Annotated in this window: 9 protein-coding genes; 3 read left to right on the top strand and 6 right to left on the bottom strand. The window is 40.6% G+C overall.

Going from position 1 to position 7,400, the window contains the following annotated elements; translation table 11 throughout:
- Positions 1-314: 314 nt before the first annotated feature.
- Entirely contained in the window at positions 315-1,823 is a 1,509-nt protein-coding gene (locus tag BV375_RS07590) for a TM0106 family RecB-like putative nuclease (RefSeq protein ID WP_086758924.1), read from the bottom strand.
- A 148-nt stretch (positions 1,824-1,971) separates the two neighbouring features.
- Here BV375_RS07590 and BV375_RS07585 point away from each other — a divergent pair, with 148 nt between their 5' ends.
- Complete coding sequence (locus BV375_RS07585) at positions 1,972-3,162, top strand: aminotransferase class V-fold PLP-dependent enzyme (protein WP_086758922.1); 1,191 nt, start codon at positions 1,972-1,974, stop codon at positions 3,160-3,162.
- Positions 3,163-3,257: 95 nt separating this feature from the next.
- Here the strand turns inward: BV375_RS07585 and BV375_RS07580 are convergent, their stop codons facing one another.
- The gene (locus BV375_RS07580) at positions 3,258-3,617 is read right to left on the bottom strand and encodes a hypothetical protein (protein WP_086758920.1); all 360 of its coding nucleotides are present in this window, start codon (positions 3,615-3,617) and stop codon (positions 3,258-3,260) included.
- 452 nt (positions 3,618-4,069) lie between these two features.
- Here BV375_RS07580 and BV375_RS35835 point away from each other — a divergent pair, with 452 nt between their 5' ends.
- Positions 4,070-4,327, top strand: coding sequence for a hypothetical protein (locus tag BV375_RS35835; protein ID WP_143842024.1), 258 nt, complete (start codon positions 4,070-4,072; stop codon positions 4,325-4,327).
- A 20-nt stretch (positions 4,328-4,347) separates the two neighbouring features.
- Here the strand turns inward: BV375_RS35835 and BV375_RS07575 are convergent, their stop codons facing one another.
- Positions 4,348-4,596 (bottom strand): tetratricopeptide repeat protein, encoded by a 249-nt coding sequence (locus BV375_RS07575; RefSeq protein ID WP_339376807.1) that lies wholly within the window; start codon positions 4,594-4,596, stop codon positions 4,348-4,350.
- A gap of 147 nt (positions 4,597-4,743) precedes the next feature.
- Here BV375_RS07575 and BV375_RS07570 point away from each other — a divergent pair, with 147 nt between their 5' ends.
- Complete coding sequence (locus BV375_RS07570) at positions 4,744-5,439, top strand: PD-(D/E)XK nuclease family protein (protein WP_086758916.1); 696 nt, start codon at positions 4,744-4,746, stop codon at positions 5,437-5,439.
- 94 nt (positions 5,440-5,533) lie between these two features.
- Here BV375_RS07570 and BV375_RS07565 read toward each other — a convergent pair whose 3' ends face one another.
- The 3 genes from BV375_RS07565 to BV375_RS07555 are packed head-to-tail and all read right to left on the bottom strand — an operon-like array spanning position 5,534 to position 7,376.
- Complete coding sequence (locus BV375_RS07565; protein ID WP_086758914.1) at positions 5,534-5,923, bottom strand: type II toxin-antitoxin system VapC family toxin; 390 nt, start codon at positions 5,921-5,923, stop codon at positions 5,534-5,536.
- Complete coding sequence (locus tag BV375_RS07560) at positions 5,910-6,146, bottom strand: hypothetical protein (protein ID WP_086758911.1); 237 nt, start codon at positions 6,144-6,146, stop codon at positions 5,910-5,912. Before BV375_RS07560 ends, BV375_RS07565 begins: the two co-directional genes overlap by 14 nt.
- On the bottom strand, positions 6,147-7,376 hold the full coding sequence (locus BV375_RS07555; RefSeq protein WP_086758908.1) for a DUF790 family protein: 1,230 nt from the start codon (positions 7,374-7,376) through the stop codon (positions 6,147-6,149).
- Positions 7,377-7,400: the final 24 nt, after the last annotated feature.

Raw genomic sequence — 7,400 nt, 5'->3', positions numbered from 1 at the left:
TTGAGCTTAAGTTGACACCAATGGGCAGTGCCGTGCCCCTACAATCTGTCGCATTCTTTTTTCAAATTGGTATTACCCCACTCTAGAGGAATTTCTCTTAGGATTCCCTAAAATCTTGGCGATTTCACCATACACTCTTTCAGTTCCACAGGTCACAGACTAAAGCAAAAGTCATGGTCGTTAACATACGGGAGCAATACGATTTTGTTAGACGATCGCAAATTGACAATACTGAAATAAAAATAACTTTTAGTGCATTAATATAGTCGAATGGCCCTAAGAAATGCCATTCAACTCTTAACTCTTGACTTCTGTTAAGCAGGGCGCAAATAATACTCTTCCTGAAAAAATTGTACAAGCCAGTCTTTGACATTGCGGGTGGCGCGGCAGTCATCTTCGTTGTAGCGTTGAATTATCTCCAATAAAGTGCGATCGCCTGTTTCTAACCACAAGTCATACCAGTAAATACACTTAGCCCCACTAGCTTCTTTGTCGCGCCATTCAAATCCTAACCAACGCGCAATCGCTTTCAGGGCATAGCTTTCTATGGGTAATGCTACGCTTTGGATTAATTGTTCATACACATCGACAAATCGATTTAGTACAGGGCGTACTGATGAATAGGGAGTTTGGTACAGCTTTGCCAGACGTTTGACTGTATCAAATTCGTAGGCACAAAAATGATAAATTGGTGCTTCAGGATATTGCCACACCAAATCTAGAAATTGTCGCCAAACTAATTCTTCGTCTTCTGGTCTTTCTGCTAGCAGGGAATAAAACTGTTCTGTGTTGGTTTGCCTGTTGACTACCAAAACCCCTAATAGATAATTTAAATTCAAGTCTGGCTGGGCTTCAATATCAAAATAAATCTCAATGGGAGCCGTGAAGGTAATAGTTTCTATTGGTGGGGGATAGGGTAAGATAAACGGACGACTTTGTAGTACAGATTGAGCTTGTACTACTAATTTATGTGCTACCTCAGTGTCAAAACCAGGAAGATTTTCCAGTATCGTAGGGCTGGTACTGGCAAGAGATTCCAGCGTAGTCAGAGAGAGTGCTTGGAGTTGAGTGTAGCGAACTGGTGTGACGCCTGGTAAAAGAGAAAGGTGTTTTTCCGATTGGGCGATCGCATAACATTGACTGTACCAGTGGCAAAGATTGCATTTTTGCCGGGAAATAAATACTTCTGCCCCATCAGGTGACTCTAAAGCTTGAATCAACTCCGCCACAATCAGCTGCATCTGTGGCGTCCATTTGAGTAAATCCACTGCATAAGTAGTGTCTCTGGTACGCAATTTCAGCCAACCTGTTGGAGGCGCTGCTTCCTGCACAATTGCCAAGATTTGGGCATGATATGCAACTCCAACTTGATATTCCTGCTTAGGACGCTTCCCCATTTCCAGATTTGCCGGCACGTATATCCAATCTCCAAAACGAGATTGTCCTGGCTGCTTCACAAGTAAATCTGGACGGCTGAGCAGGGTATATTTTTGATAATGTGGGGAAGCAGAGAAATTTTCACTTTCTATGTTTGCCCAATCGTCGTAACTAACTAACAATATTCCATGACGAATGTACTCAACCCCACGCTGCATCAATTCTAAAGTTGCTGCTTGTCCCGCTTCCCAGTCTCTTCTGGGATAATCAGGCTGATGGTAAGACAAGTTAGCCAAAATACTCTTTTGATAAGCAATTTTGTCTTGTTGTAGTTTTAGCAGCAACTCATTGGGAGTATCTCGCTGGTTTTTATCACCGTGACTATCTAAAAAAGGTCGGCGCTTACAGCGTTGATATTGCAGTAATAGATCGGCATTAATTAACATTCCTTTAAGCTAGCAAGAATTAGCACTTTCTGGGAGTAAACCAAATAAATATAATGCCTTGGGGTTGGGTGCAATGATGCACAATAATTCAGAATCTTGAATTCCAAAGTATAAAGCACTATTTTTGCCAGTTTAATCCAAAATTAGTATGACCAGTCTTTCTGCCGCACAAAAGAGTTTGCATAGCCATCGAGAGCAGTTTCCAGCATTAGCGAATAAGGCATATTTTAATTATGGGGGTCAAGGACCGATGGCTCAAGGGGTAATGGATGCCATCAGTGAAACTCAAGCTCATATTCAGCAGTTAGGCCCCTTTGGTAATGAGGTTGGTCGCTGGATTGGATTAAGCGTTCAAGCGACAAAAGCAGCGATCGCATCTGAGTTGAATGTAGCACCAACTACGATTACCCTCACAGAAAATGTCACTGTTGGTTGCAATATTGCCATGTGGGGTATTGAATGGCAAGCTGGCGACCATATATTGCTTTCTGATTGCGAACATCAAGGAATCGTTGCTATTGCCCAAGAAATTGGGCGCAGATTCGGTGTGGAAGTTAGCACTTGTCCCCTGATGGATACTTTAAATGCAGGCGATCCTGTAGAAGTTATCGCTCAACATTTACGCCCTAATACCCGTCTAGTAGCTTTAAGCCACATCCTCTGGAATACGGGTCAAGTTTTACCTTTAGACAAAATCGCTGAAGTATGCCGGAATAATCAGTCCCTACTTGTTGTAGATGCTGCCCAGTCTGTTGGGGCAATGCCTTTAAATTTAACTGAATTAGGGGTAGATTTCTATGCTTTTACTGGTCACAAATGGCTATGCGGCCCGGCTGGTGTAGGTGGTTTATATGTTCGACCAGAAGCACAAGCCAGCTTGAAGCCTACATTTGTGGGTTGGCGAAGTGTTGTATTAGACAATCGCGGCAAGCCTGTAGATTGGAATAAAGACGGACAACGTTACGAAGTAGGGACATCAGATTATCCATTGTACATTGGTTTAAAAGAGGCGATCTCTCTCCATCAGCAATGGGGAACCGCAGAGGAACGCTATCAGCAAATTTGCCGCAACAGTGAATATCTCTGGCGACAGTTAGCGGCTTTACCCGATGTCAAATGTTTGCGGAGTTCTCCCCCCGAAAGCGGTTTAGTCTCGTTTCAACTGGCGAACCAACAACCCCAAACTACTTTGGAGTTAGTGCGATTCTTAGAGTCAGAAAGATTATTCATTCGGCAAATTCGCGATCCCGATTGTGTCCGCGCCTGCGTTCATTACTTTACTTTAGAATCGGAAATCGACCAATTAGTTGAGGCAGTTCAAAGATTTTGCCGATCTTAGAAACAATGGGGCTAGGAAAGGGACAAGGAGGACAAGGAGGAATAATGAATGATGTTTATGGTCATTTGATCCTTGACTCTTGACCCTTGACCTAGCTATTTACTATTACCCAAATCAAACTGTACTTGCGTTCCGTCATTCCCATTAAAAGACTGAACAGGTACAAAGAAAACAGAATTATTGGGTGCTGACAGAGATTCTTGAAGCTGCAAATCTTTTGAAATATTAGTGTTTACCTTATTTGCACTAGGAACAATTACAGGATTTTTTTGCTCAAAAAAACTGTTAAAGTCTTGCTGGGCATTTCTGTTATCAATTCCGGTTAAAGAATCACCAGTTATTAAATATTTTTCGGGATTTTGGTTTGATGCTTCTGATGACTGTGCTTGAACCGGGTTTCCTAAGCTTGCAAAAGCTGTCATAATTGCTAACAAAGCAACAATTCTAGCGTTCATAAGTTTTATCCCAATTCTTTGTGTATTATTTGTTGTTATTCACCAAGAGATTTATTTCTTGAACCTTATTTTAGCTTAGTCTTTACAATTAATTGTAATTAAAGATACTTAAGTAGTCAATAAATTCTAATTTATCTTAAAGTTAAGTTTATCTTTTAAGTAATGTTGCAAATAATCTAAAAATAAAACACTATATTGATAAATATTAATGAGATTGTCTGATAAATTTGGAAATTTTTTAATTTTGTTGTCCCTAATTTATTAACACAGCGTAGAGGAGAATTCCTCCGCCAGAAGTTGGAGAATAGGAATCTGAATTAAGAGCGATCGCATACCTTTTATAGAAGAGCTTGATATACTTTTTAACTATCAGTAGCGTCAATGCAGTCAATGCAATTCGGTAGAACAGTTTTAGGCAATGTCTAACGATAAGCTGCTTTGCATCTACGCTTGTGCGTTTAAAATCTGAAGTTGAGCGATCGCCTTCATCACACCATCATTCCACCTCAGAACTCGGAATGTCGAGCTTGGAACTCGGAACATCGAGCTTAAAACACGAAACTTCGAGTTCAGAACACGGAGTGTCAAGCTTGAAACACGGAACATCGAGCTTAAAACACGAAACTTCGAGTTTGGAACATGAAATTTCGTGTTCTGAACACGGAATGTCGAGCTTAGAACACGAAACTTGGAGATTAAAGCTTGATTGATGAGGCTGAGAACTTGAATTTTACTGTTCTGAAGTCAGGCGATGCCTACGGCGGGCTATGCCTACGCGAAGATATGCTAAATTTTCACTTACAGTAACAGTATTACGATGATTCGCTCCTAATAATCGCTCAAAAATTTCTAAAGCTTGCTGTAATAGGGGTTGGGCTTCGCTGTATCTTCCTTGGGAGTTGTAGAGTCCTGCCAGATTGTTCAGGCTATTAGCAACATCTAGATGTTCTTCACCCAGCAAGCATCGCCATAGTTCCAAAGCTTGCTGGAAGACATTGAAGATGAAGGACTTATCTTAGCAATGAAGGCAGTAGAACATGAAATACATTTGAATATTGATCAAGCATTAGCACAACTAGAATAAGAGTGATTACCCAATATTTACCCACCTTTATCAAGGATCTCAATGCCATTTGATATCCAACTGTTACCACACATTGATGCCAAATCCCTTAGAGAAAATGGCAAACAATATTATATAGATGATCAAGGAAATCGCCTTCCCAGTGTGACAACTATACTGAATTCCACCAAACCCCAAGCAGATCGCGATCGCTTACTAAACTGGAAAGCACGTGTGGGTACAGAAGAAGCAAGCCGCATTTCCACTACTGCAAGCCGTCGCGGAACGAAGACACACAAGCAAATTGAGCGCTATCTTCTTGGGGAAAATCCTGTCTGTTCAGAAGCCAGTCTTCCTTATTGGGAAAGTATCAAGCCTGTTTTACAAGAAATCAACACCATTAGACTCGTTGAAGGCTCTGTTTTTCATTATGATTTGAAGTATTCTGGCAAGGTTGATTGTATTGCTAGCTATCAAGGTATACCTTGTGTTTGTGAATGGAAAACAGCTGATAAACCTAAAGGCTCAATTGAGCGTTTATATGAATATCCTCTGCAACTTGCGGCATATATAGGTGCAGCTAATAAATATTATGAAGATTTTGGTATTGAAATAAATCATGCGCTGTTGGTTGTGGCGATTCCTGAGATGCCGGCGGAGGTTTTTTGGTTGGAACCTGATGTGATTAAATACTATTGGGAGCAGTGGGAAGCAAGAGTTGCTGAGTATTGGAGACGTAAAAAATCTTGGTATTCGTAAGGTGGGCATTGCCTACCCTACTTATGCAAAAATTTTATGTTTGTAATGGTAAAACAGTAACCAATTCAGAAAATCTAGCAAAATCACCTATGTTCTAAGTGAGTAGCTGAGGAATACCATACACTAGCATCGTAGCAACAATATTTGCATCATGAACTTGCTTACCACCAATAGGAATTGTTTCCATAAGTGTCAGCAATCTTTGCGTTACTAAAGAGTTATCTTCTGCCAAACGAAAATAGGTAGAAAAATCTCGCACATCTGCGACAACGGATGCAACAGGAATTTGTCCAGTTAAGTCACCTCGTCTTGTCATCGCTGCCAAATATTCCCTCAATGTTTGGCGACTAATCCATAGTTCAATACCTTGCTCTGCAAGTTCTTGAAGCTGTTTTGTTGCTTGTACATGGAATGGCGACAAAGCTAAATTTGCATAAACCAAAATATTCGTATCGATGAAGACAGGATGATTAATCGTCTGCATAGATGTCTTCTCGACGGAAAGTTATGTTTTCTGAAACTAAACCTACAGGATAGGCAGAAAATTTCAGCGGTAATCGCTTCTCCGTCCGCTTGATTTTCTCTGTTACAGGTGTTTCATCAATCACTATTACTACTTTATGTTCACCCTCTGGAATATCTAGCAGTAATTGCAGAGTAATTTTTCCATCTTTTGTAACTGTGGCAATTGTTTCTATACTTCTCATTTAATTTCTCCTTGATTCCTCCATCACAGCTAACACGGATTTCGGTAATAGTTTATCTTTAAACCAAATAATTCGTGCAGGAACATCATTTAATTTCACGCCAGCTTTTTCTAAATTCAGTCGTTCAGAAATTGCCAAAATTAAATCATCGCGTCCAGCACGCCGCACTTGAGAAAATTTCTTTTGTAAATATTCTGGTCGCCAATAACCAACAATTTCTAATAAGAATGTACGTCCATCGGGATGTACTAAGCGAAAATCGGGAATCATCACACTCCCAGGAATAGGAATTAAATCAACTTCCCGCTCTAATGCCCATTCAGATTTCAGCGCATCCCATTTATCAGCAAAGGATGCTTCTAGCATACTATCGTAAGGTTTACCTGGGGAGTAGTGCGAGACTAAACCACATTCGGAGTTTAGGGTAAAACGTCCAGTTCTCCAGGTATTGGTATAGGCGTCGCGGGTTTGCAAGGTAGAAGCCAAACTCCAGCGAGTCACGTGGAGTAAGGCTGGGATAAGTTTAGCGATCGCCAACCCATAACGCGTACTAGGATTAAATAAACTCGTCGGTCCATCAATGGTAATTGTAAAGCCGTGGTCGGCATCGCCTTCAATATAAGCCATCAATTGAAATAACTTCAGATAGCGAAATAACAGCTTATATTCTCCTGGAACATTGCGATGCGCATTTAACACCAATTGACTGGCTTTATAAAATACCCCCTGCACTTGCGATAAATTATATCGATGCAATAAATCTTGCGCTGTGGGTGCATCAAAAACCGTCAAAATTTTATTCTCAGCTAAATCCGCATATAGTCCATCATGAACCTGTTGTGGTAAAACTTCTCGCTCAAGTTCATGAGTTAATTCATCAGCTATTTTACTTAAAGTAAGTTGTGTTGTTTCTTTACTAGGAACAGATTTAGCAGACAGCGCAAATACCCTTTCTCTTAACATTGGTGGTTCCAGGGGACTCACCACCTCAAAGGTGCAAAAACTGCTTTTGAGAATATAAGCCAAACCTCGTTTGACGCGATAATCTGTATTGTCTCCTTCAAAATCTGTCAGTTGGCGTTCTAGCATCCCCTGAGTTTTGCCAACTGCTGCTTGAAAATAAGTAATTAACTCATTAGCTAAATTTAAATGTTTATCATCAATTTTTAATCGCTTCGGGATGATTTCTTCGCCGTTGTGGCGGTGCATTAGTAAGTCTGTAGGTAACATGGAATTTGTATCACGCAGAGGCGC

Origin of the sequence: Nostoc sp. 106C (genome assembly GCF_002154725.1) — a bacterium.
Taxonomy (GTDB): domain Bacteria; phylum Cyanobacteriota; class Cyanobacteriia; order Cyanobacteriales; family Nostocaceae; genus Aulosira.
This window is presented reverse-complemented; position numbering and strand designations above follow the sequence as displayed.